Source organism: Acidovorax sp. Leaf73, from assembly GCF_916855635.1.
Taxonomy (GTDB): Bacteria; Pseudomonadota; Gammaproteobacteria; order Burkholderiales; family Burkholderiaceae_C; genus Acidovorax; species Acidovorax facilis.
This window is the reverse complement of record NZ_CAKASI010000002.1, coordinates 437,277-459,329: the sequence shown is the minus strand read 5'-3', so window position 1 is coordinate 459,329 and position 22,053 is coordinate 437,277. Positions and strand designations below refer to the sequence as shown.

General features: G+C 67.7%; 19 protein-coding genes. 13 read left to right on the top strand and 6 right to left on the bottom strand.

Annotated elements, in window-relative coordinates; translation table 11 throughout:
* Window positions 1-112 precede the first annotated feature (112 nt).
* A complete protein-coding gene (locus tag LPA35_RS08475; RefSeq protein WP_228896464.1) occupies window positions 113-1,051 on the top strand; it encodes a LysR family transcriptional regulator in 939 nt (312 codons plus the stop codon).
* A gap of 85 nt (window positions 1,052-1,136) precedes the next feature.
* On the opposite strand, the gene coaD is transcribed toward LPA35_RS08475, so the two are convergent.
* Complete coding sequence (gene coaD / locus LPA35_RS08470) at window positions 1,137-1,637, bottom strand: pantetheine-phosphate adenylyltransferase (protein WP_055395514.1); 501 nt, start codon at window positions 1,635-1,637, stop codon at window positions 1,137-1,139.
* 148 nt (window positions 1,638-1,785) lie between these two features.
* On the bottom strand, window positions 1,786-3,009 hold the full coding sequence (locus tag LPA35_RS08465; protein WP_228896463.1) for a helix-turn-helix transcriptional regulator: 1,224 nt from the start codon (window positions 3,007-3,009) through the stop codon (window positions 1,786-1,788).
* Between the two features lie 319 nt (window positions 3,010-3,328).
* On the opposite strand from LPA35_RS08465, the gene LPA35_RS08460 reads away from it, so the two are divergent.
* The 8 genes from LPA35_RS08460 to LPA35_RS08425 all read left to right on the top strand — a co-directional run bounded on the left by LPA35_RS08460 (window position 3,329) and on the right by LPA35_RS08425 (window position 11,036).
* Complete coding sequence (locus tag LPA35_RS08460) at window positions 3,329-3,790, top strand: IPTL-CTERM sorting domain-containing protein (RefSeq protein WP_218300414.1); 462 nt, start codon at window positions 3,329-3,331, stop codon at window positions 3,788-3,790.
* A 168-nt stretch (window positions 3,791-3,958) separates the two neighbouring features.
* Window positions 3,959-4,759 carry a DUF3667 domain-containing protein gene (locus LPA35_RS08455; RefSeq protein ID WP_228896461.1) on the top strand — a complete coding sequence of 267 codons (801 nt, stop codon included), beginning with the start codon at window positions 3,959-3,961 and terminating at the stop codon, window positions 4,757-4,759.
* Window positions 4,760-4,942: 183 nt separating this feature from the next.
* Window positions 4,943-6,067, top strand: coding sequence for a helix-turn-helix transcriptional regulator (locus LPA35_RS08450; RefSeq protein ID WP_228896459.1), 1,125 nt, complete (start codon window positions 4,943-4,945; stop codon window positions 6,065-6,067).
* A 202-nt stretch (window positions 6,068-6,269) separates the two neighbouring features.
* Window positions 6,270-7,979: a YgcG family protein gene (locus LPA35_RS08445; protein ID WP_228896456.1), complete on the top strand. Its 1,710-nt coding sequence runs from the start codon at window positions 6,270-6,272 to the stop codon at window positions 7,977-7,979.
* A 16-nt stretch (window positions 7,980-7,995) separates the two neighbouring features.
* Window positions 7,996-8,316, top strand: coding sequence for a hypothetical protein (locus tag LPA35_RS08440; RefSeq protein ID WP_228896454.1), 321 nt, complete (start codon window positions 7,996-7,998; stop codon window positions 8,314-8,316).
* Window positions 8,317-8,367: 51 nt separating this feature from the next.
* Window positions 8,368-8,838: a lysozyme inhibitor LprI family protein gene (locus tag LPA35_RS08435; protein ID WP_228896452.1), complete on the top strand. Its 471-nt coding sequence runs from the start codon at window positions 8,368-8,370 to the stop codon at window positions 8,836-8,838.
* Complete coding sequence (locus LPA35_RS08430; RefSeq protein ID WP_176886816.1) at window positions 8,838-9,251, top strand: hypothetical protein; 414 nt, start codon at window positions 8,838-8,840, stop codon at window positions 9,249-9,251. Before LPA35_RS08435 ends, LPA35_RS08430 begins: the two co-directional genes overlap by 1 nt.
* 57 nt (window positions 9,252-9,308) lie before the next feature.
* Complete coding sequence (locus LPA35_RS08425) at window positions 9,309-11,036, top strand: DUF4832 domain-containing protein (protein WP_228896450.1); 1,728 nt, start codon at window positions 9,309-9,311, stop codon at window positions 11,034-11,036.
* Between the two features lie 29 nt (window positions 11,037-11,065).
* On the opposite strand, the gene rsmD is transcribed toward LPA35_RS08425, so the two are convergent.
* The 3 genes from rsmD to LPA35_RS08410 are packed head-to-tail and all read right to left on the bottom strand — an operon-like array spanning window position 11,066 to window position 14,577.
* Window positions 11,066-11,758: a 16S rRNA (guanine(966)-N(2))-methyltransferase RsmD gene (gene rsmD / locus LPA35_RS08420; RefSeq protein ID WP_121420944.1), complete on the bottom strand. Its 693-nt coding sequence runs from the start codon at window positions 11,756-11,758 to the stop codon at window positions 11,066-11,068.
* Window positions 11,755-13,110: a pitrilysin family protein gene (locus LPA35_RS08415; protein ID WP_228896448.1), complete on the bottom strand. Its 1,356-nt coding sequence runs from the start codon at window positions 13,108-13,110 to the stop codon at window positions 11,755-11,757. Before LPA35_RS08415 ends, rsmD begins: the two co-directional genes overlap by 4 nt.
* Window positions 13,111-13,131: 21 nt before the next feature.
* A complete protein-coding gene (locus LPA35_RS08410) occupies window positions 13,132-14,577 on the bottom strand; it encodes a pitrilysin family protein (RefSeq protein WP_121420946.1) in 1,446 nt (481 codons plus the stop codon).
* 27 nt (window positions 14,578-14,604) lie between these two features.
* Between LPA35_RS08410 and ftsY the strand changes: the two genes are divergently transcribed.
* From ftsY to LPA35_RS08395, 3 genes are all read left to right on the top strand, one after another.
* The gene (gene ftsY, locus LPA35_RS08405) at window positions 14,605-15,981 is read left to right on the top strand and encodes a signal recognition particle-docking protein FtsY (protein ID WP_228896445.1); all 1,377 of its coding nucleotides are present in this window, start codon (window positions 14,605-14,607) and stop codon (window positions 15,979-15,981) included.
* Between the two features lie 132 nt (window positions 15,982-16,113).
* Window positions 16,114-18,783 (top strand): EAL domain-containing protein, encoded by a 2,670-nt coding sequence (locus LPA35_RS08400; RefSeq protein ID WP_228896444.1) that lies wholly within the window; start codon window positions 16,114-16,116, stop codon window positions 18,781-18,783.
* A 112-nt stretch (window positions 18,784-18,895) separates the two neighbouring features.
* Window positions 18,896-19,960: a hypothetical protein gene (locus tag LPA35_RS08395; RefSeq protein WP_228896442.1), complete on the top strand. Its 1,065-nt coding sequence runs from the start codon at window positions 18,896-18,898 to the stop codon at window positions 19,958-19,960.
* Between the two features lie 70 nt (window positions 19,961-20,030).
* On the opposite strand, the gene cutA is transcribed toward LPA35_RS08395, so the two are convergent.
* Entirely contained in the window at window positions 20,031-20,378 is a 348-nt protein-coding gene (cutA, locus tag LPA35_RS08390; RefSeq protein ID WP_121508607.1) for a divalent-cation tolerance protein CutA, read from the bottom strand.
* A gap of 698 nt (window positions 20,379-21,076) precedes the next feature.
* On the opposite strand from cutA, the gene rpoH reads away from it, so the two are divergent.
* A complete protein-coding gene (gene rpoH, locus LPA35_RS08385; protein ID WP_055398595.1) occupies window positions 21,077-22,018 on the top strand; it encodes an RNA polymerase sigma factor RpoH in 942 nt (313 codons plus the stop codon).
* The last annotated feature ends 35 nt before the right edge of the window (window positions 22,019-22,053 follow it).

The window sequence follows — 22,053 nt, the reverse complement described above, 5'->3', positions numbered from 1 at the left end:
GGGCACTCCGAAGGCACAAAGACTGAAGGGAAGCGCGGATGATGCCCCTTCCAAGGTATTTGGTCGAATGCTTTGATTTACATCTTCTATTCAATATGGATATGCTTTGCCCATGACCGACCCCGCACTGGCCCACCGCATCACCCACCGGCACATCGAGGTGTTCCGCGCCGTGATGACCGCCGGCAGCGCCACCGGCGCCGCCGACCTGCTGCACAGCTCGCAGCCCACGGTGAGCCGCGAGCTGGCCCGGCTTGAATCGTTATTGGGCTATGCGCTGTTCGAGCGCATACAGGGCCGCCTGCGCGCCAATGCGCGGGCACTGGCCCTGTGGGACGAGGTACAGCGCTCGTGGCAGGGGCTGGAGCGCGTGGTGGACCGCGCCGTGGCGCTGGGCCGGCCCGACGCCGTGCAGCTGGCAGTGCTGTGCCTGCCCGCGCTGGCGCATGCGCTGCTGCCCGGCGCGGCGGCGCGGCTGATGCAGGCGCAGCCCCACGCGCGCCTGTCGGTCACGCCGCAGGATTCGCCGCTGCTCGAAGAATGGATGAGTGCCCAGCGTTTTGACCTGGGCCTGTGCGAGCAGACCGCCGCCCCGCCCGGCACCCGCGCCGAGGTGCTGCTCACCCTGGACGAAGTGGCCGTGCTGCCCGCAAGCCACGCCCTGGCCCGGCAACCTGTGCTGCAGCTGGCGGACTTTGTCGACCAGCCCTTTGTGAGCCTGTCGGCCGACGACCCCTATCGCCGCATCATTGACGCGCGCTTCGCCGAAGCCGCCGTGCCACGCACGCTGCGCATGGAAACCCACAGCGCGGCTGCCGTGTGCGCGATGGTGGAGCATGGCCTGGGGCTGGCCATCGTCAACCCGCTGACGGCCCTGACCGCCGCAGCCAATGGCCGGCTGGTGGTGCGTCGGCTCGCGTTGTCGATCCCGTTCAGCGTGGCGGCCGTACTGCCGCTGTACCGCCCACCGCTGCCCGAGGTAGCGCCCATGCTGGAGGCCCTGCGGGCCGAGGCGGCGGAGGTGGCGCGCCGCCTGGAGGCCGTGGCGTGACCACTGCCGCCACAGAGAGTTTGCTACTATTTATATAGCTTTTCGCGCTTACAAGATAAGCGCTAGAGGCTATTTAGGCCAAAAATCAGGGCGGCGTGAGCGTGCGCACCTTCTCGGCCAGCCGCTGCTCCACCGAGGGCGACACAAACTTGGTCACCTCGCCGCCGAGCACGGCGATCTCGCGCACAAAGGTGCTGCTGATGAACTGGTACTTGTCGCTGGGGGTGAGGAACACGGTTTCCACCTGCGGCATCAGGCTGCGGTTCATGCCCGCCAGCTGGAACTCGTAGTCAAAGTCGGTCACGGCGCGCAGGCCACGCACCATGGCCTTGCCGCCACGCTCCACGACAAAATCGCGCAGCAGGCCCGAGAAGGCTTCGACCTGCACTTGCGGGTAGTTCTTGACCGCCTCGCGGACCATGTCGATGCGTTCTTCCAGGGTGAACAGCGTCTTCTTGTGGTGGCCCGCAGCCACGGCCACGATCACGCGTTCGAACAACTGGGTGGCCCTGCGCACCACGTCTTCATGGCCCAGCGTGATGGGGTCAAAGGTTCCGGGGTACACGGCGAGCACGTTCTGGGCCATGGCTGGTTGTCTCCTGTCTGGCTGTATAGACGTTGGCCCGGGCCCTGGGAGCGGATGAACCACCCGTGCCGCAGGGCCTGCGGGCCGCGTGCGCGCATTATGCAGTGCACTGCAACATGAACCGGCGGGCCGCCCTCTCCCCACGAGATCACACCACCGCAATCCCCTGCAGTGCCACGTTGCCCGGTGCCAGCAGCATCAGCCGGGCCACCAGCGCCACCAGATCCTGCTGGCGCTGGGTGCGCGTCTTGGCCAGCAGCGCGCTCATCTGCGTGCGCACGGTCGAGATGCGCGAGCCGCGCGCGTCCGCAAAATCCTGCGGGGTCTGGCCGCGCATCAGCGCCAGCAGCAGGTCGGCCTCGGACGGGCTCAGGCGGTAGGCCTGGCGGGCCAGGGCGACGGCGGCCTCGCCGCACAGGCTGCGCTCCAGCACCACCCAGGCGATGCCTGGCGCGCGGTGGCACAGGCCCAGCGCGGCCAGGTCGCTCAGGGGCAGCGTCACCAGCAGCAAGCCGCCCTCGGTGCCGGGCAGCTCCACACAGCCGCTGCGGCCCTGCAGCGATTGCTGGAACAGCGCGCGCAGCGCGGCATCGGCCGTGCTGGTCAGCACCGGGCGGCGCAGCAGCGTGCGCAGGGCCACGCTTTCGGGCCGGGCGCTCAGCAGCCGGGCGCGTGCATTGGCGTGCAGCAGGCGGCCGGCAGTGTCAAAAAACAGCAGGCCCATGGGCATCTGCTCCATCAGCGACTCCAGGCCCTGGGTGCGCGCGCGCAGCGCCACCATCTCGCGGTGCAGAAAGGCCGCGCGCTGCACGCCGCCAAACTCTGCGCGAAAACGCGCGACTTCCTCCGGTGTGAAGCCCTCGTCGTCCCCCTGGCGGTACACCGACATGAACAAATTGCCCACCGGGTGCGACGCGCCCTGGCTGCCGCCAAACATGCGGGTGCCGATGCCGTACTCGCGCAGGAAGTCGCTGTAGATCTCGCTGCGGCGAAAGCCGCGCGTGGCGTGCACGGGCGCGTCCGTGGCCACCCAGGTGCCCGACGGGCCCGTGCGCGCACGCTGCGCCATGGCGTCGTCCCACAGCGGGTCTTGCAGGCGAAAGTGCGTGGCGTAGCGCTGCGCCGCCTCGGGCGTCACGCCCATCGCCAGCAGCGCGGGCGCGCCGTCGCTCGATGGCGACTGCAGCCAGTAGTCCACCTCGGGGTGCGCGGCAAACTCCGCGCCCCACTGCGCCAGCTGGTCCAGATCGCTGGCCAGGAAGGCTCCGCCGAGCAGGTCCGCGCGAAAGCTGGCGGCGTAGCGGGCCAGCGCGTCGCCAAACCGGGTGCCGTCCGACACCGATGCCAGCAGATCGCAAAAAGCAGGATGCAAACCCATTCCCTTCATGCAGAGCCTGCGCCCGCCGGAATGCTGCCCCAGCGTTTGCCCCCTGCGCGTTACCTTTTGCAAAAGGCAGGCAGGTGGGCCGGACGCAGGCACCCGGCTTCGCATAGGCCATGTGTTTCATAGAAAGCGGCGGATCGTAGGAGCCGCCCCTGGCTGCCGTCATCATCTACCCGAATGAGAACATAGCGAGCGAGGCTCCTCCAGGTAGCGGATGGGCAAGGGCGCCGGGGCTTTCTACAGTCCCTGCGTGTCGCCGCTCGCGCCAGCGGGCGGCATGGTCCATTTTTTTCCAAGCCTCGCACCCATGAAACTCCGCCGCCGCATTTTCCGCGTTGCCCTGTTCCGCTCCGTGTCCGTCAGCGCCTGCCTAGCCGCAGGAAGCGCCCAGGCCCAGTGGGCCACCATCAACACCATCAGCAACCCGCCCGGCGCGTTCACCATTACCTGCACCGATTTCCCGGTGCCCGGCCCCCAACAGGTCTGCGCCGTTTCGCCGCCACTCCCCGTGGGCAGCACGGTCCGCGGCAACTGCGGCGGCAACGTCCGCATGGTCGATGACCCGGCCCGCCCCAACACCTGGCTGTACCAGGTGGGCCCCCGGCCCGCCAACCCACCCACGGCCACCTGCGACTTCACGGTGAACGCGCCCAACGTTCCCCCCGTCGGCGCCACCGCCGTGCCCACCCTGGGTGAATGGGCGCTGATCCTGCTGTCGCTCGCGGCGGCCACGCTGGGCATGGGGGCACTGCGTCGCAAGAAGTTTTAGAAATTTTTGGGTGCCAGCGCTTATCCATCAAGCGCTAATAGCTACACAAAACATAGCAAATCCACGCAACGCCGTCGCTCATCGTCGTTCATGTGAACGATGGCGGCTGCCGGGCCACAGCCTACGATCCGCAGCCCACCCCAGCCCGGCCTGCGCCGTTCCTTCCTTGTGATTCCCCGTCCGCCCCAGCCCACTCCCACCACCGTCAGCGACACGCTGTTCGACACCCAGGCCTGCTTGAACTGCGGCGCGACGCTCTCTGGCCCGTTTTGCGCGCAGTGCGGGCAGAAGAAGGCCGCGCGCATGGGCAGCAGCACCGTGCGCAAGGAAGCTTGGGAGCGTTTTCGCTGGTTTGAATGGAACACCCTCCGCAACGCACTGCGCGTGCTGCCCCAGCCCGGCACCACCGCACGCGAATACGTGCTGGGCCAGCGCAAGGACCACCCGCACCCGCTGACCCTGCTGTGCCTGGCCATCGGCTTCCTGCTGATCGTGCTGGGCCACACCGACTACTTGCGGCCTGAGCTACCCAGCGAAGAGGCGCAGCGCATGGTCGCTCTGGTCACGGGCTACTCCAAGTGGTCGTTCTCGCTGGGCGCGGTGGCGGCGTTTGCCAGCATGTGGCTGGTGTTCCGCCGGTGGGGCTACAACGTGGCCGAGCTGCTGACCCTGGCACTGTATTGCCAGGCGGTGTTCATTGCGCTGCAGATGGTCAACCAGCTGCCGCTGGTGCTGGCGTCGTCGCCCGAGCTGTTCAGGTGGCACAAGGCCTGGTCTCCCTGGTACATGACGGCGCTGCAGACGCTGATGCTCATGGTGGCGCTGCGGCAGTTTTTGGTGCTGGATTGGCGGCGCGATGGCTGGCGGCTGCTGCTGGCCGGTGCGCTGTTCGCGGCGCTCAAGTGGCAGGCCACCCAGCTTTATGCCCGCGCAGTGGTCGAACTCGTGCTGTGGCAAATGGGCGCGTGAAAAGCGTGAACAAGTTCATGAAAACCTGTCGGGCCGCAGCCACATCCTTCACCTGAATGATGTTGCCGCGCAGGCATCAACCCTACCATCCGGCGCAGTTCATTCAACCTGATGAGGAGGCACCCATTGAGCGGTGAAGAGCGGGACCCGCAGCCTGTGGGAATACCGGGTTTCGAGACCCTGATGGCCGAAAGTCTGGAGGCCCTGGGCGAGCCCGGCATGGTGGAGCGCCTGCTGCACCGCGTGGGCGAATCGCTGGGCAGCCACAAGGTGGTGCTGTTTTGCCCCCTGCCCGGCTCGGACGACCCGCTGGCCGCCTACCAATGGGGCATGCCCGATGATTTTCTGGCGCGCTATGCGAACCTGATCCAGGGCAGCGATGCGTGGAGCGAAGCACTCGTGCGCCAGCAGGGTGAGGCGCTGGCACGCGGCGGTTCGCTGAGCCAGCAGCTCGTCAGCACCCCAGCCCTGCGCCGTGGCGCGTTCTATGCCGACTACCTCAAGCCCCTGGGCATCGATGCCATGGTCAACAGCATCGTGGAGGCCTCGCCCGAGGTGGGCATGCACGTGCTGGCGATGTACAACGACCTGGGCCAGAACGAGTTCACGCCCGAGCAATTTGCCCGGCTGCGCGCCGTGACGCCCTGGGTGCGCAGCCTCATGCGCGCCCAGCGCCGTCTGCAGCAGGCCCGCCGCCACAGCAGTGCGCTGGAGCGCACGCTGGACCAGCTGCCGCTGGGGCTGATGCATGTGAACCAGCGTGGCGAGGTGCGCTACCTGAACGAACACGCCCGCGCCTGGCTGGGGGTGGAGGACGAATGCCGCATCCTGCTGCGCAACGCCACGGGCTGGCAGGCGCGCCAGCCCTTGCAGCTGGCGCAGATCCACCCCGGGCTGACGCCACTGCTCTCCGCCAGCCTGAGCACACGCTCGCCCGTCTCGGCCCGGCTGCAGACCCAGAACGACACCGCGCCGGGGACACTGGTGGCCCTGGCCGCGCCGCTGCGCAATGGCCCGGGGCCCGCCGCCGAGCCGCTGGCCCAGTTCATCCTGGTGCCCGAGGCGCCGCCGCACGCGGGCGCCACGGTGTCGGTGTGCAGCGCGCTCTATGGCCTGACCCCTGCCGAAGCCGCCCTGCTGCCCCTGCTGCTGCAAGGCATGACGCCGCGCGAAATGGCCGACAACCGGCACGTGAAGATGCCCACCGTGCGCTCCCAGCTGGCCAGCCTGTACGCCAAGACCGGCACACGCGGCCAGGCCGAACTGGCCCAGCGCGTGCTGCGCGTGGCGGCCCTCGTGACAGCATGAGACACCCCCTGAGTCGCCTTCGGCGCCTTCCCCCCCGCTCTCGCATTGCTACGCAATGCGGGCAGGGGGACGCGGCCCTCACTGCGGGGCGGCCGTTGCTCGGCCGCCCTGGCTTGGGGCGCGCCAGTTTCGACGGCTGCGCGCAACACGCAGCGCAACCGGCCACCGCATTCACTGATCCCAACCCAAGGAACCCATCCCCATGAAACACCGCATTGTTCGCCCTGTCGCCTTCGCCTGCGCCACCATGCTGGGCCTGGCCGTGGGCGGCCTGGCCATGGCCCAAAAGACGGCTGCCGTGGCCAAGCCCAGCAAGGCCCAGCTGGCGGCCGAGCTGGCCGCCACGCTGCAGGCCTGCTCGTACGACGGCAGCCCGCTGGCCTTCTCGCCACCCGACCTGTCCAAGGGCGGCGGCACCGGCAAACAGGTGGTGGCCGAGATCATGAAATACACCGGCCTGCCCGCCAACTTTGTGGTGGTGGAGGGCAAGGTGCCCAACGCGGCGGCGGTGATCATGCAGGGGCCTGACAAGGTGCCGCGCCGCGTGATTGCCTACAACCCGGCCTTCATGGGCGAAGTCATTCAGGCCACCAAATCCAACAACTGGGCGCCCGTGAGCATCATGGCCCACGAGATCGGGCACCACCTCTCGGGCCACACCATCGTGCCCGGCGGCAGCCAGCCGCCCATCGAGCTGGAGTCGGACAAGTTCAGCGGCTTTGTGCTCTACAAGATGGGCGCGCCGCTGGCCGACGCCCAGCGCGCCATTGCCACGCTGATCCCCGAGAAGGACGGCGAAACCCACCCGGGCCGCAAGAAGCGCCTGGCCGCCATTGCCAGCGGCTGGACAGAAGCCTGCGAGCTGCAAGGCGGTGGGCCGCAGTGCTCTGGCGGATTGCCGGTGCGCACCGCAGCGGCTGCCCCCGCTGCACCGGCACCGGCTGCCGCATCGCCCGCCCCGGCACCCGCCACCACGATCGCCAAGGCGCCAGCGCCCACGGCAGCACCGGCGGTCCCCTCGGCCAAGACGCCCGCCCCAGCCCTCGCCGCCGCGGCCGAAACCCTGCCCAAGGTGGACGCGGCCGCCATCCCGTCCAAGGGCACCCAGTTCATCTACGACGAGTTCGGCATCCTGGACCCGGCCATCCGTGCTCAGTTTGAAAAGCAGATGTACGAGCATGCGCAGAAAACGGGCGTGGAGATCGTCACCCTGCTGGTGAAAGACCTGGGCGGCAAGAGCGCCAATGAATATGCCCACGCCATGATGCGCCAGCTGCGCGTAGGCAAGCTCGATGTGGGCAACGGCGCCGTGCTGGTGGTGGCCCCCGAGCAGAACCAGGCCGCCGCCGTGCTGGGCGCGGGCGTGGCGCTGGAGATGGACGGCCACCAGGACAAGGCCGAGCAGCTCAAGCGCTGGATCAGCACAGCCTGGCCGCTGTGCAAGAAGAAGAACGCCTGCGGGGGCTGGACGGAAACCCTGATGCTCGCCGCCGACCACCTGCGCCGCGATACCAGCCACGCGGACTGGACCATCGCCTACCAGTCGCTGGGCGACATTCAGAAGGCCGATGCCGCAGAAAGCGGCAAGGTCACCAACCCGAAGGACAGCAAGGTCTGGCGCAAGATCGTGCGCCTGTCGGGTACCGTGGAAAGCCTGAACCCGCCCACCGGCAACAAGGCGGCCTGGGTGAGCGATATCAAGGTGAAAAACGGCAAGCAGGCCGTGCTGCTTCGCAGCGCCGAAGGGTTCACGGCCATGCTCTACGTAGACCCGCGCACCGCCGCCCTGCAACCTGGCGGCAAGCTGGAACAGGGCAGGGTGTACACGGTGATCGCCCGTGCGGACTGGATCTCGGGCAACCCCCAGCACACGCAGTCGCTGGATGTGCTGAGCTACGCCGTCACGGAGTAAGCCGCAGGCCCACCGCATGTCAGCCACGACCCTCACCATGCTCCTGGCGGGCGCTGCCAATCTGCTGCCCGCGCTGTTTTTCATGTTTACGGCACTGACCGGCAGCAACGGGATGAACTCCACCCAGGGCGGAAAGCTGCTGGGCGCCTTGGCCGTGCTGCTGGTGCTGGGCTGGCTCGCCGCGCTGGGGCTGGCCCGCCACCTTGCCCACTGGGGCCAGGCGCGCGGCTGGTCCACCGTGGTCAGCGTGGCAGCGGCCAGCGGTGGCGCGGTAGTCGCTTTCACCGTGCTCGCGCTGCTGTCCACCCTGGCAGCGCTCCTGTGGGTGGGCGCATGAGCTTCCTGCACTCCCCCTGAAAAGAGAAGAACGCCAGAAAGAAGGCCCCCCATGCACCACCCCCTGCACCAGCCCTTGTACAACACCACCCTTGCGCTGCTGGCCGTACTCACCCTGATGGCCGCCGGGACACACACAGCCCACGCCGCCGAACACTTCTGCGGCCAGACCTCTGCCCACCCCATCGACAAGACCCTGGCTGCAGCCGCCGAACGCAGCGGTGGCGTGACGGTGGACCTGCGTGACGCGCAGTCGGCCGCCTACGCCGCGTGGGACAAGGAGCTCAACCGCGTCTACGCCCAGGCCCTCAAGGCCGCTGGCCCCGCACGGCGTGACGCCCTGCGTTCGGCGCAGCGCGCATGGCTGGCGTTCGACACCGCGCAGGGCCAGTGGGACGCCATGCTGCATGCCGACCAGGGCACATCGGCCGCGCTCAACATCGCCGGTGCCGCGCTGGAACGCCGACGCGCGCGGGTGTGCGACCTGAGCAGGGACCTGCAAAACCTGAAGGATTCGGAATGATGCGTCGCACACTCCTGCGGCTGCTGCCCGTGCTGGCACCCGGACTGGCCCACGCGCAGGACCACCCCACGGTGTGGCTGCGCGTGCGCAACAACAGCCAGGAGGTGTTCGAGCATGTCTGGCAAGGCCTGCCGCGCACCCGCAGCGATGTGGACCTGGGCCCCTTGCGGCCCGGCCAGACCAGCCGGTGGCACGCCGTTCCGGCCACGCTGGCGCACTACCGCAAGACGCGCATCCAGCTGGCCCAGCGCCAGCTCACCGACGTGACCGACACCTCCTTCCCACAAGGCCGCGCCACCCTGGAGCCGGGCCGCTACACCTTCGCCTACACGCTGGAGGGAGATGCATTGCGGTTGACGGTGATACCGGAAGCCGAGACCACCGCGCCGGACAGATCACATCAAAAACAATAGCTGCTACCGCTTATCAGATAAGCGCTAGAGCCCAATTTCATTCAAAAAATGGCGTCCATGAACACCTTCAGCACCTTGCACCCCGTCCGCATGGCACGGCTCACGGCCCTGGCGGCCGCCCTGTTTGCGGCGGCCTGTGGCGGCGGGGACGCCAACGAGGCACCTACTCCCACTCCCACGCCAGCCCCAGGCACGGCGCCCGCACCAGGGCCCACGCCGGAACCCCCACCACCGCCCCCGCCGGCCCCCACAGCACCGCCGGTGCAGCCCCCGTCTGCACCACCCCCATCGCCGCCGCCGTCGCAGCCACCCTCGGTACCACCGCCGCCGCCACCTCCTGCGCCCCCGCCGCCCAGCGCGGGATGGAGCGTGGTTTCAGTGAACTCCCTGCTCGCGCCCCTGGCCATCGCCAGCGACCTGACCCCCAACCCCGGCCGGGGCTACTACCAGTGGCGCTCGGACCCGGGTGACGTGCCGCTCGCACAATCGGCACCACCCCAGGCCGCCTACCAGCGCTACCTCTGGAAAGACCTGGAACGCAACACACCCGGCCAATACACCCTCGGCAACCTGGTGGCCGCGCGCGATGCCGCCCGGGCCGCTGGGCGGCAGTTTGCGTTTCGCATCCAGGCCATGCGCGGCTACGGCACCAACACGCTGGACGTGCCCACCTACCTGCACGGTGCGGGCACGGCGCAGCCGCAATGCTCGGCACCCAACCCCGCCTGTGTGTGGGCGGCCCCGATGCCCGCCCCCACCCCGCCCGCGCCCGCATTGCCTCCCACGCTGGTGCCCAACTGGAACCACCCCTATGTGCTGGAGCGCATGCAGGCCCTGCTGCAGGCCGTGGCCGCCGCGCTGGGCGACACGTCGGACCTGGCCTGGATCGACGTGGGCCTGTACGGACAGTACGGCGAGTGGGCCATGAACACCACCAACGTGGTCTACACGCCGGCCCTGGAAACCCAAGGCATCACCCCGGCCTCCAACCCCACCAAGCGCAGCATTGCGCAGATGCATTTCGAGAGGTTCCCGGATGCGCAGCATGCAATGTTCATCCCGCATGCCAACCTGGACACGCTGCAGTACGCGTTCTTCCAGCAGACCACCACCACGCTACCGGTGGGCCTGCGCTGGGACTGCCTGGCGCAGGACGGCTTCATGAAGCAGTGGACCGACCGCCCGAGCGACTGGGCACAGATCTCGGACCGCTGGAAGACCGCCCCCTGGATCGCGGAGTTCTGCCCCTTCGGCCCCGGCGAGTCCAAGACCAACGCCGCCACCGCGCTGCAGCAGGTGCGCGACTTCCATGTCTCCACCGTGGGCAATGGCAACCTGAACGCGCCGTGGTCCAGCTTTACGGGCACCGAACAGGCCCACCTGGCCGCCGTGGGGCGCGAGGCGGGCTACCGCTTTGCGCTGGGGCCCATCACTGTCACGGCCCCCACGCCCAGCACAGTGCAGGTGCAGGTGCGCGTGGACAACACGGGTAACGCACCGCTCTACACCCCTTGGCAACTGCAGGCCCAGCTGCGCGATGGCACCGGCCAGGTGGTGGCCAGCCGGGAGCTGCTGAGCACCGCCCAGGCGCGTGCCATTCTTCCGGGTGCGCCCGCGCAGATCAACACTGCCTGGACCTTGCCGAGCCCACCTGCGGGCAGCTACACGGTGCACCTGGCCTGGGTGCGCCAGCCCACGCTGGCGGGGCTGCCGCAGATGCTGCGCTGGAACATGGCGGGCATCGAAGCCGACGGCAGCGCCCGGCTGGCGACGTTGAAAAGGTAGGCCGCTGCGGGTCTGCGGCCCTGCGTGCTTCAGGCGCTGCGCTGAAGCAGGTGCGCGTGCACGGCGCCGGCCTTGAGGTGGCGGTACAGCACCAGGCCACTCGCAGCCAGCTCCTCGTCCGTCCAGGCGCGGGGCGCTTCGAGGTAGACAAAGCCCTGGGCGGCCACAGCCTTGGAAGCGGCCTGCAGGGCAGCGACGAACAGGTCGCTGTCAAACGGCGGGTCCAGCAGCACCAGGTCGATGCTGGCGGGCGCCGCCTGTTTGAGGGCGGCAATCCCGTCGCCACGCTGCACGCGCACGGCCGTGGCCGAAAGGCGCTGCTGCAGGGTGTGCAGCTGGGCCACCAGAGCGGCATCGCTTTCCACCAGCTGCACGGCGGCCGCTCCACGCGACGCGGCTTCGAGCCCCAACGCGCCCGTGCCCGCAAAGGCATCCAGGCAGCGCCAGCCGGTCAGGTCCTGGCCCAACCAGTTGAACAGCGTTTCGCGCACGCGGTCGGGCGTGGGGCGCAGGCCGGGGCGCTGGGCCACGGGCAGGCGGGTGCGTTTCCATTGCCCGCCAATGATGCGGATTTCGCCCGCGCCCTTGGGCGCTGCTGCGGCAACGGCCTTGTCCTTGGGCGCGCCCTTTTTGCCAGCGGCAACCGGGGGGGTGGCCGCTGCAGCCTGGGCTTTGCGGATCTCGGCGTTGATGGCGGTGGTCTTCAGGGTTGAGCGGCTCATGGCTTGCCCCCCACCACCACGGTCACCATGCGTTCGGGTTGCAGCTTCTTGGCCATGGCCGTGCGCACATCGGCCACGGTAAGGGCTTCGACCTTCTTCGTCCACTGGTCCAGGTAGTCCAGCGGCAACTCGTTCCAGGCGATGTTGGCCACGTTGCCCAGGAGCTTCTTGTTGCTGTCGATGCGCAGCGCAAAGCCGCCGATGAGGTTGTCCTTGGCAGCGCGCAGCTCGGCCTCGGTGGGGCCTTCGGCCACAAAACGTGCGATCACGTCGCGCGAGACCTTCACGGCCTGGGCCGCCTGGTCGGGGCGCGTCTGCAGGCCCACGGTGAAGGCGCCGGCGTGGATGCCAGCGGCAAAGTAGCTGTACACGCTGTAGCTGAGGCCGCGCTTTTCACGCACCTCGTTGGTCAGGCGCGAGACAAAACCGCCGCCACCCAGGATGTGGTTGCCCACCAGCAGTGCCACAAAGTCCGGGTCGCGCCGCTGGAAGCCCGGCTGGCCAATCAGCACATGGGCCTGGGCCGAGGTGAAGGGGATGTTCTGCTCGGCGGGGGCAGCGAGCGCTGCGATCTCGCCCACGGGCGGCAGCGGCGCGCAGCCGGTGCTGGCGGGAAGGCGCGACAGCAGCGTGGCCACCAGCGCCTGGGCCTGTGTGCGCGACACGGCGCCCACAATGCTGACCTTGGCGCGGCAGGCGCCGATGTGCTGGGTGTGAAACGCCTGCATGTCGGCCACGCTGATGCGCGCCAGCGTCTCTGCGGTGGTCTGCACGCCGTAGGGGTGGCTGCCGTACACGGCGGCTTCAAACGCGTGGTTGGCCACGGTGGCCGGGCGTGTCAGCGACTCTTTGATGCTGGCGCTCCAGCGGGCGCGGTCGCGTGGCCACACGTCGGCCGGAAAACTGGGCTCGCCGATCTGGCGCGCGGCCAGGCGGGCGGCCTTGTCGAGCAGCGGCGGGTCGGTGAGCGAGCGCAGTGAATACTGCAGCCTGTCGTTGTCGGCGGCCACCTCGAAACTGGCGCCCAGGTCGGCCCAAGCCTCGCCCAGGCCGTTTTCGTCCAGCGCGGGTTCGGTGCTTGTGTCGCGCCCGGCCTTCACGCCCTTGCTGGCCATGGCGGCCACAGCGCTGGCCAGGCCCGACTGGCCCGCCGGGTCGCGGCGGCTGCCAGCATCAAAGTCGATCTGCACGTCCACCATGGGGATGACCGGGCTTTCGACCAGGTAGACCTTGGCGCCGTTCCCCTCCGTCCAGTGCTGAATGGGCAGCAGCGCCCAGGCAGAATTTGAATAAAAAACGGCTCCAGCGCCTATCAGTAAAGCGCGAGCAGCTATGTTTTTAATAGTAATCATGAAATAGGGCGCAAAGCGGGTTCAGTGGCGGGACGCACCGGGTGCGGGCTGTGCGCGGGGGCGGGGGGAATCCAGCGGCTGGGGCAGCAAGGTGGCCACCGTGAGCTGGTCGTCGCCAAAATATTTGGCGGCCACGGCCTGCACCTGGGCGGGTGTCACGGTGCGCAGCAGTTCCAGAAGGCGTTCGTTGGCGTCGAGCGGAAAGCCCTGAATCCAGTTGCCCCCCAGCTCCTGCGCCTGGTTCATCACCGAGTCGCGTTCGTACACGGTCGAGGCGATCCACTGCGTCTTCACGCGGGTCAGCTCAGCCTCGCTGACCCCATCGCGGGCGACGCGGGTGACCTCGGCGCGCAGGGCGTCTTCCACCTGCTGGGCCGTCTTGCCTGCAGCGGGAACACCGCTGAGCATGAACAGGCTGGGGCCACGGCCCGTGACCATGGCGCCGCTGCTGGCGCTGTCGGCCACGCGGTTTTCGCCCTGGGTCAGCGCGCGGTCGAGCCGCGCGCCGTCGTAGCCGTTGAACACCGCCGACAGCACCATGAGCGCCAGAGCGTCGCGGTCGGTTTCGGTCAGGTTCTCCACACGGTTCAGGCTGGGCGCACGAAACGCCAGCGCCACGTAGGCCTGCTCGGCCGGGGCCTTGACGGCGATGCGGCGCAGGCCCTGCTGCGCGGGCTCGGTGCGGGGCTTGCGCTCGGGCAGCGCGTGGGCGGGCAGGCTGCCGTAATACTTCTCGGCCAGTGCGCGGACCTGGGCCACGTCCACATCGCCTGCCACCACCACGGCGGCGTTGGTGGGCGTGTACCACTGGCGGTAGAAGGCGCGCGCATCATTCGGTGTCATGGCATCCAGGTCGCTCATCCAGCCCACGATCGGGCGGCGGTAGGGCGATGCGGTGAAGGTGGCGGCAAACAGCTGCTCGGCCAGCATGGCGCGGGGCTGGTCTTCGGTGCGCAGGCGGCGCTCTTCCTTGACGACCTCCAGCTCCTTCTTGAACTCGTCATCCGGCCAGTGGTTGTTGGCAAACCGGTCGGATTCGAGTTTCATCACATCTTCAAGCCGGTTGGACGGGATCTGCTGGTAGTAACCCGTGTAGTCGCGGCTGGTGAATGCGTTTTCGCGCCCGCCCAAAGCCGCCACACGCCGCGAGAACTCGCCCGGCGGCAACGTCTTGGTGCCCTTGAACATCATGTGCTCCAGCACATGGGCCACACCCGTGGTGCCGTCCACCTCGTCCATGGAGCCCACGCGCACCCACACCATGTGCACCGCAGTGGGGGCACGCCGGTCGGGCTGCACGATAAGCTGCATGCCGTTCTTGAGCGTGAACTGCTGCGCGCCAGAGGCCGTGGCGGACGGCGTGGTGGAAGGCGCAGCGGGGGGTTGAGAGGCGGGAGGCGTTGCCGCAAAGGCAGCCCCGGACGAGAGGCAGGCCAGCAGGCCCAGTAGGGTGAAAGCACGTTTCATAGAATGGATGATTCTAAGAACCCTCCAATGTTCAGTTTTTTCAAGAAAAAGCCCGCCGCTCCGCCATCGACGCCTGCACCGTCCGATGCGCCCTCCCCGGCCGTTTCGCACGGCGCTCCGGCGCCTGCCGCCCCCCACACCCCGGTCGTGCCAGCGGCGACAGCTGCGGTGGCGCAGCCGCCGTCTCCGGCTACTTCGCCCGCCCCGGCACCCGTGCCCGCGCCACCGCCCGTCGAAGCCCCGGCTGCAGCACCGGCAGCGTTTGGCTGGCTGCGCAACCCGTTTGCCCCCAAGGCGCCCGAGGCAGCTCCGGCGCCCACGCCCGCAACAGCGCCAGCCCCACCGCCTGCGCCAGTGCCAGCCGCAGCGCCCCCAGCCACACCCGTTCCCACACCTGTGCCGGTGGCAGCCCCGGTTCAGGCAACTCCTGCGGCACCCGTGCCGGTGGCAGCCCCCGCCATCGCTGCCCTAGCACCCGCTTCCGCACCGGCAGCCGCCCCCACGGAACGCAAGGGCTGGCTGGATCGCCTCAAGGCCGGCCTGCGCAAAACCGGCAGCAGCATCACCACGGTGTTCACCGGCACGCAGATCGACGATGCGCTGTATGAAGAGCTGGAAGAGGCCCTGCTGATGGCCGACACCGGTGTCAAGGCCACCACCCACCTGCTGGCCGACCTCAAGCGCCGCGTGAAGGAGGCCAAGGCAACCGACCCCGCCGCTGTCAAGGGTTTGCTGGCCGACGCACTGACCGACCTGCTGCGCCCGCTCGAAAAAGCCCTGGTCATCGGCGAACACACCCCCACGGTGATCATGGTGGCGGGCGTCAATGGTGCGGGCAAGACCACGTCGATTGGCAAACTCACCAAACACCTGGCAGGCGAAGGGGCGGCCGTGCTGCTGGCGGCGGCCGACACCTTCCGCGCGGCAGCGCGCGAGCAGCTCGGCGTCTGGGCCGACCGCAACACGGTCGAGATCGTGAGCCAGGAAGGCGGCGACCCGGCCGCCGTGAGCTTTGACGCCGTCACGGCCGGCAAGGCGCGCGGCAAGGATGTGGTGCTGGTGGACACCGCCGGCCGTCTGCCCACGCAGCTGCACCTGATGGAAGAGCTCAAGAAGATCCGCCGCGTGGTGACCAAGGCCGACGCCACGGCCCCGCACGAGGTGCTGCTGGTGATCGACGGCAACACTGGCCAGAACGCTCTGGCCCAGGTGCGGGCGTTTGACGACGCGCTGCAGCTCACCGGCCTCATCGTGACCAAGCTCGACGGCACGGCCAAGGGCGGTGTGCTGGCCGCCATCGCGCAGGAGCGCCCGATTCCGGTGTATTTCATCGGCGTGGGCGAAAAGCTCGAAGACCTGGAAACCTTTAACGCGCGCGAGTTCGCGCAGGCGCTGCTCACCTGATGCAGCCCGGCGGTCCGGGCCGCCCCCTTCCCCCGCCAGCGTGATCCATGGCCCCTTCGGGGCCATTTTCACGTTTACGAACTGCGGCAATTCCCCCATGATGGGCTTCCCCCTGGAAAGGCACGGAGGCCCATGTTCATTGAGCTGGTCAAAGGTGTTGCCCTGCTGCTGGCGCTGTGCTTTCTGCATGGGTTCAACATCCGCGTCTGGCGCCAGCACCCGCGCACCGGGCAGGTGTTCTCGGGCATTCTTTTTGGCACCATCTGCGTGGTGGGCATGCTCACACCGGTGGTGCTGATGCCAGGGGTGATCTTTGACGCCCGCTCGGTGGTGCTGAGCATGGCAGGCCTGTTTGGCGGCCCGCTGGTGGCCTGCATCGCCGCCGCCATGGCCGCCACCGGCCGCCTGTGGCTGGGCGGCGCGGGGGCGGAGGTGGGCCTGATGGTGATCGCACTGTGCACCGCACTGGGCCTGGTCTACCGCGAGGGCCGGGCGCGCGGGCGCCTGGGGGTCGAGCCCGTGACGCTGGCGCTGTTCGGGCTGCTGGTGCACACCGCCGTGCTGGCGGTGTTCCAGCTGCTGCCGACCGAAGTGGTTCAGCGCGTCAACCAGACCCTGGCCCTGCCCTTTCTGCTGACCTTCACACCCGCCACGGTGGCGCTGGGCCTGCTGCTGCACGACGTGGAAGAACGCCTGGCCACCGAACGCGCACTGCACGGCACGGCCGCCCGGCTTCGGGCCATTGCGCAGGCCATTCCCGACGTGCTGCTGGTGCTGGATGCCCAGGGGCGCTATGTGGAAGTGCTCTCGCCCGACGACGCCCCGCTGGCCGCCAGCCCTGCCCAACTTGTGGGCAAGCGGATGCATGACGTGCTGCCCGCAGAGCAGGCCGACAGATTTGTGGAACTGATCCGCAGCACCTTGCTGTCGGGCCAGACGCAGAGCGTGGAATACGAGATGCAGACACTCTCGGGAACGCGGCAATTTGAAGGGCGGGCGCAGCCCCTGGGTGTGAAAGTGGGAGGCCAGGCGGCCGTGGTCTTCCTGGCGCGGGACATCACCCAACGCAAGCGCGCCGAAAGTGCGCTGCGCGAGTCAGAGCTTCGCTTTCGCTCGCTGCTGCGCAATATCCCGTCCATCTCGGTGCAAGGCTATCTGGAAGATGGCACCACGAGTTACTGGAACCAGGCCTCCGAGGAGCTGTATGGCTACACGGCCGAGGAGGCACTGGGCAGCAACCTGCTCGACCTCATCATTCCGCCCCCCATGCGCGACGGCGTGCGTGAACACGTACGCCACATGTTCGCCACGGCCGAGGTGATTCCCGCTGGCGAGCTGCAGCTGCAGCGCAAGGACGGTACGCCCGTGCACGTCTTCTCCAGCCATGCCTACATCCGGGTGCCAGGCCACCCACCGGAGATGTTCTGTATCGACATCGACATCTCGGGCCGCAAGGCGGCCGAGGACGAGGCCCGCTACCTGGCCTTCTACGACGCCCTCACGCAGCTGCCCAACCGGCGCCTGCTGGTAGACCGCCTGCAGCAGGTGCTGGCCAGCGGCGCACGCTCGGGCTTGACCACAGCCGTGCTGTTTGTGGACCTGGACAACTTCAAGACCCTGAACGACACCCGGGGCCACGAGGTGGGCGACCTGCTGCTCAAGGAAGTGGCCCTGCGCCTGCGCGGCTGCGTGCGGGAGCAGGACACGGAGGCCCGGCTGGGGGGCGACGAGTTTGTGGTGGTGCTGCAGAACCTGAGCAGTGACCCGCCGGAAGCCGCCGCCCAGGCTCGCACGCTGGGAGAACTGATCCTGGCCCAGCTGCGCCAGCCCTACGACCTGGCCGGGCATGAACACCACTTCACAGCCAGCATCGGGGTGACGCTGCTGCGCGAGCACCGTGACTCGGTGGACGAGGTGCTCAAACAGGCCGACATGGCCATGTACCGCGCCAAGGACGCGGGCCGCAACACCCTGCGCTTTTTTGACCCTGACATGCAGCAGGCCGTGAACCGCCGCGCGCTGCTGGAAACGGAGCTCCACAACGGCCTGCGCCAGTCGCAGTTCCTGCTGCTGTACCAGCCCCAGGTGAACGCGCAGGGGCGGGTTACCGGCGCAGAGGCGTTGGTGCGCTGGCAACACCCCGCGCACGGCATGGTGCCGCCATCGGAGTTCATCCCGCTGGCAGAGGAATCCGGCCTCATCCTGCCCTTGGGTTATTGGGTGATGGAAACCGCCCTGCGCCAACAAGCCCGGTGGCGGCTGGACCCGGCAATGGCCCACCTGAGCCTGGCCATCAACGTCAGCGCGCGGCAGTTTCTGCAGGAAGACTTTGTGACACAGGTACTGGCCTTGCTGCAGCGGACTGGCGCCGACCCGGCGCACATCAAGCTGGAGCTGACCGAAAGCCTGCTGCTGGACAACGTGGACAGCGTGATCGCCACCATGCGCGCGCTCAAAGCCCAGGGCCTGGGCTTTTCGCTGGATGACTTTGGCACCGGCTATTCGTCCTTGAGCTACCTCAAGCGCCTGCCGCTGGACCAGATCAAGATCGACCAGGGTTTTGTACGCGACGTGCTGCTGGACCCCAGCGACGCGGCCATCGCACGCTCCATCATCGCGCTGGCCGGCAGCCTGGGTCTGGACGTGATCGCTGAGGGGGTCGAAACGGCGGCGCACCACCAATTTCTGCTGGCGCACGGCTGCAAGGCGTTTCAGGGCTATCTGTTTGGCAGGCCGATGGCGCTGGAAGACTTTGAACGGGTCGCGCGGGAGGTGCTGGGCCCGGAAGGCACCTCCAGCTGACCTTGGGCCGGTATCGGGATTGCATTCAAGGTGCCGCGCAGAAGTGCCGATAACCAGGGGCCACGCCAGCCCGCACCGCGCCGGACCTCCGTGGAAACCATGGAGGTGCCCCATGAGAATCGAGTCGTCCACCCTGCAGATGCAGTCCCAGCATGTCGCCACGCGCATGCACAGCCAGACAAGCCGCCTGGAAATGTGGGTGGGCGACCGCCCCGCCAGCACGCCCCTCGCCCGCCAGGCACCGCCGCTGCAAATCTCCACCGCTGCCCGCCTGGCCCAGGCCGCCCATGCACCCCATGGGGTCACCACCTCGGTCGAGCCTCTGCCGGAGCGCGCCCGCGACGAGGGCCTGACGCCCCAGCTCGCCATGATCCGCGATCTGATCGAACGCATGACCGGGGTGCTCGTCCGCGTCTATGCCGGGCCGCAGTCCACCGACGCGCCCTCAGCTCCCCCGCCCCCCTTGGCCCCAACGGACAGCACGGCCGCAGCCCCGCGCCAGCGCGCGGGCTTTGGCCTGATCTATGAGCAGCGCGAAGTGCTGGAAGAAACCGAGCGCACCCAGTTTGCTGCAGCGGGCACTGTGCGCACCGCCGATGGCCGGGAAATCCGGTTCACGCTGCAGCTGGATATGCAACGCAGCTACCGCGAGGAATCCTCCGTGAGCCTGCGGCTGGGCGACGCCGTGGCGGTGGACCCGCTGGTCATCAACTTCGACGGCACCGCCGCCCAATTGCAGGACCTGCGCTTTGCCTTCGACCTGGACGGCGACGGGCAGACCGAACAAGTGCCCTTGCTCGCTGGCAACCGGGGTTATCTGGCGCTGGACACCAACCAGAACGCGCGCATCGACAGCGGCCTGGAACTCTTCGGCCCGGACACGGGCAACGGCTTTACAGAACTGGCCCGGCATGACAGCGACAGCAACGGCTGGATCGATGAGGCCGACCCGGTCTTCCATCAGCTGCGCGTGTGGACCCCGAATGCAGATGGCAGCGGTAGCCTGCAGACCCTGGAGGAACTGGGCGTGGGCGCGGTGCAACTCACCGCCCAGGCAACGCCCTTCGCCCTGCGCACGGCGGACAACCACAGCCTGGGCGCCGTGCACTCCACCAGCATCTACCTGCGAGAAAACGGCAGCGCGGGCACGGTGCAGCAGATCGACCTGAGCGTGTGATCGCGATCCAAGAGTCTGAGCGACCCGTACCAGCAGCCGAGACGTCGGCAAACTGGGGAATGCCCAAGCTTCAGGCCAGCACCGTAGCGTGGGCCACCTGCGCATCCACCCAGTCAGCATATTCCGCAGACCCCTGCAGCGCGTGCGTGACCAGCTGCGGCAGCGCATAGGGATGCTGCGCCCGCAGCAGCGCCAGCAGCGGGTGCAGCGCACGGGGCACGGTCTTGCACACCAGCCGGAGCTCGCGGTCCTCCTGCAACGCGCCCTGCCAACGGAAGTAGGCCGTGATGGGCTCCACCTGCACACAGGCCGCCAGCCGCGCCTGCAACACCAGTTGCGCCAGCCGCCGCGCTTCCGCTTCGGTGGCCACCGTGGTAGTGACAACGAGAATGTCGCAAAGTGCGGTCGGCTCAGTCATGCGCGTCTCCCGAAGGCGTTGGGCGGTGCAGTCTGCCATAGCGGGGGATGCAATGCCAGCGGCGCGAAAACCGCCAGGGATCCTCTGCACGAATCGAGCGGTAAGTGTGTGCTGCGGATCGGGAGGGGCTGCCAGGCGCAAGACGCAGCAATAGCCGTAGCTATTGCGAGTACTTGCAACACCGCAGACCACGCGAGTCCGCAGATGCAGACGGCGCGGTGATTCGTGCAGAGGGTCCCTAGGGATGTCCTGCACAACCCTCGCGAGGCGGTGGCAGTGCGGATCGGGATGGGGCGCAAGGCGTCATTTGACAGCCAATAGACGGCCTATTGGCAAGAAAAGCAACGCAGCGAAACGCCTGGGGCCATAGGGAGTTATGCAGGTCATCCCTAGATCATGAAAACACTGTTCTATTTGTCGCAACAATCGGAAAAACTTGGCTACAAAGGGCTGGAACCCTGAACCCAGAACGCGCTCTGACAACGAAATACTGCGTTCATCGCGGCCTCTGCAGCCATAAAATTTCTTTTTGAATCAATGGCTTAGCAAAACCATCCAACCATATCGCGTTCGGATTCCTGGGCCAATGGTCCAGGCGACAGGCAGGCGGCATCGCCCACAACCGGAGGGGAACTCCTGGCTTAGCACTCTATCCTATGGAGTGCTAATATCATGGCTTAGAGGAAAGGATTCCCGGAATGAACATTCAATCTGGAACCGCTACGACGACTTTGGCGCCCGCCAACCCCTGGGCGCTGGTGCCCCCATTGGGCAACCTGGACGCATACATCTCCGCCGTCAATCGCCTGCCGCTGCTCACGCACGAAGAAGAGCAGACCTACGCGCGGCAGCTCAAGGACAACAACGATCTGGACGCCGCCGGTCGGCTGGTGATGTCGCACCTGCGCCTGGTGGTTTCGATTGCGCGCCAGTACCTGGGCTATGGCCTGCCCCATGGCGACCTTATCCAGGAAGGCAATGTGGGCCTGATGAAAGCCGTCAAGCGCTTTGACCCCGACCAGGGCGTACGCCTGGTGAGCTATGCGATGCACTGGATCAAGGCCGAGATCCACGAGTACATCCTGAAAAACTGGCGCATGGTGAAGGTTGCCACCACTAAGGCGCAGCGCAAGCTGTTCTTCAACCTGCGTTCCATGAAGCAGGGGTTCAAGGCCGATGCGTCTGCCGCCGATGCGGCCACACACCGCGATACGCTGTCGGACCAAGAAATCGACACGGTGGCTGCGCAGCTCAACGTCAAGCGCGAGGAAGTCATCGAGATGGAAACCCGCATGTCGGGCGGTGATGTGCTGTTGGACCCCGCACCCTCGGACGATGGCGAACAGGCTTTTGGGCCGATTGCCTATCTGGCCGACGCCTCGCACGAACCTACGGCCATGATCGAGTCGCGCCAGCGCGATGCCCTGGCCACCGATGGCATTGCCACGGCGCTGGGCAGCCTGGACGACCGCAGCCGCCGCATCGTGGAAGAGCGCTGGCTCAAGGTCAACGATGACGGCACGGGCGGCATGACGCTGCACGAGCTGGCAGCTGTGTATGGCGTGAGCGCCGAGCGCATCCGGCAGATTGAAGTGGCTGCAATGAAGAAGATGAAGAAGGCGCTGGCGGAGTACGCCTGAGCCTGAGGGCGGCGGGGTTAATATCCCCGGCTGCA

Bases quoted from the DNA above. Each gene is read 5' to 3' on its own strand.
- LPA35_RS08445 (WP_228896456.1), top strand. From the start codon at position 6,270: ATGAAACACCGCATTGTTCGCCCTGTCGCCTTCGCCTGCGCCACCATG.
- rsmD (WP_121420944.1), bottom strand. From the start codon at position 11,758: ATGAGCCGCTCAACCCTGAAGACCACCGCCATCAACGCCGAGATCCGC.
- LPA35_RS08430 (WP_176886816.1), top strand. From the start codon at position 8,838: ATGCGTCGCACACTCCTGCGGCTGCTGCCCGTGCTGGCACCCGGACTG.
- cutA (WP_121508607.1), bottom strand. From the start codon at position 20,378: ATGACTGAGCCGACCGCACTTTGCGACATTCTCGTTGTCACTACCACG.
- LPA35_RS08425 (WP_228896450.1), top strand. From the start codon at position 9,309: ATGAACACCTTCAGCACCTTGCACCCCGTCCGCATGGCACGGCTCACG.
- LPA35_RS08395 (WP_228896442.1), top strand. From the start codon at position 18,896: ATGAGAATCGAGTCGTCCACCCTGCAGATGCAGTCCCAGCATGTCGCC.
- LPA35_RS08460 (WP_218300414.1), top strand. From the start codon at position 3,329: ATGAAACTCCGCCGCCGCATTTTCCGCGTTGCCCTGTTCCGCTCCGTG.
- LPA35_RS08450 (WP_228896459.1), top strand. From the start codon at position 4,943: ATGGCCGAAAGTCTGGAGGCCCTGGGCGAGCCCGGCATGGTGGAGCGC.
- LPA35_RS08415 (WP_228896448.1), bottom strand. From the start codon at position 13,110: ATGATTACTATTAAAAACATAGCTGCTCGCGCTTTACTGATAGGCGCT.
- LPA35_RS08440 (WP_228896454.1), top strand. From the start codon at position 7,996: ATGTCAGCCACGACCCTCACCATGCTCCTGGCGGGCGCTGCCAATCTG.
- ftsY (WP_228896445.1), top strand. From the start codon at position 14,605: ATGTTCAGTTTTTTCAAGAAAAAGCCCGCCGCTCCGCCATCGACGCCT.
- coaD (WP_055395514.1), bottom strand. From the start codon at position 1,637: ATGGCCCAGAACGTGCTCGCCGTGTACCCCGGAACCTTTGACCCCATC.
- LPA35_RS08435 (WP_228896452.1), top strand. From the start codon at position 8,368: ATGCACCACCCCCTGCACCAGCCCTTGTACAACACCACCCTTGCGCTG.
- LPA35_RS08400 (WP_228896444.1), top strand. From the start codon at position 16,114: ATGTTCATTGAGCTGGTCAAAGGTGTTGCCCTGCTGCTGGCGCTGTGC.
- LPA35_RS08410 (WP_121420946.1), bottom strand. From the start codon at position 14,577: ATGAAACGTGCTTTCACCCTACTGGGCCTGCTGGCCTGCCTCTCGTCC.
- rpoH (WP_055398595.1), top strand. From the start codon at position 21,077: ATGAACATTCAATCTGGAACCGCTACGACGACTTTGGCGCCCGCCAAC.
- LPA35_RS08475 (WP_228896464.1), top strand. From the start codon at position 113: ATGACCGACCCCGCACTGGCCCACCGCATCACCCACCGGCACATCGAG.